Consider the following 529-nt stretch of genomic DNA (forward strand, 5'->3'; position numbering starts at 1 on the left):
TACGGATCAGAAGGTTAGGGGTTCGACTCCTCTCGGGCGCGCCATTATACGGGAAGTAGCTCAGCTTGGTAGAGCACTTGGTTTGGGACCAAGGGGTCGCAGGTTCGAATCCTGTCTTCCCGACCATCGAGCAACTCTTACAATTCATAACTATATATTGCGGGTGTAGTTTAGTGGTAAAACCTCAGCCTTCCAAGCTGATGATGAGGGTTCGATTCCCTTCACCCGCTCCATTATTTCTTTAACATTGGGGCCTGTAGCTCAGTTGGTTAGAGCGCACGCCTGATAAGCGTGAGGTCGGTGGTTCAAGTCCACTCAGGCCCACCATGAACACTTTTGATCTTTGAAAACTGAACGAACCAACCAGTACGTCAAGATATTCTTTCAATAAAGAAGGAATTTAAACAAGCACATTCGGTGTGCAAAGAGCTAATCAATCTCAACTTTTATGGAGAGTTTGATCCTGGCTCAGGACGAACGCTGGCGGCGTGCCTAATACATGCAAGTCGAGCGCGGGAAGCAAGCGGAT

At 48.4% G+C, this 529-nt stretch carries 3 tRNA genes and 1 rRNA gene; all 4 read left to right on the forward strand.

Annotated elements, in window-relative coordinates:
• Window positions 1-49: 49 nt before the first annotated feature.
• Window positions 50-126: transfer RNA gene (locus tag ACTWP7_RS20390), tRNA-Pro, on the forward strand.
• A gap of 33 nt (window positions 127-159) precedes the next feature.
• Window positions 160-233, forward strand: a tRNA-Gly gene (locus tag ACTWP7_RS20395).
• 17 nt (window positions 234-250) lie between these two features.
• Window positions 251-327 (forward strand) — tRNA-Ile (locus ACTWP7_RS20400).
• Between the two features lie 118 nt (window positions 328-445).
• Window positions 446-529: ribosomal RNA gene (locus tag ACTWP7_RS20405) — 16S ribosomal RNA — on the forward strand; the annotation flags it as partial.

This window comes from Halobacillus sp. B29, assembly GCF_052246755.1.
GTDB lineage: Bacteria > Bacillota > Bacilli > Bacillales > Halobacillaceae > Halobacillus > Halobacillus halophilus.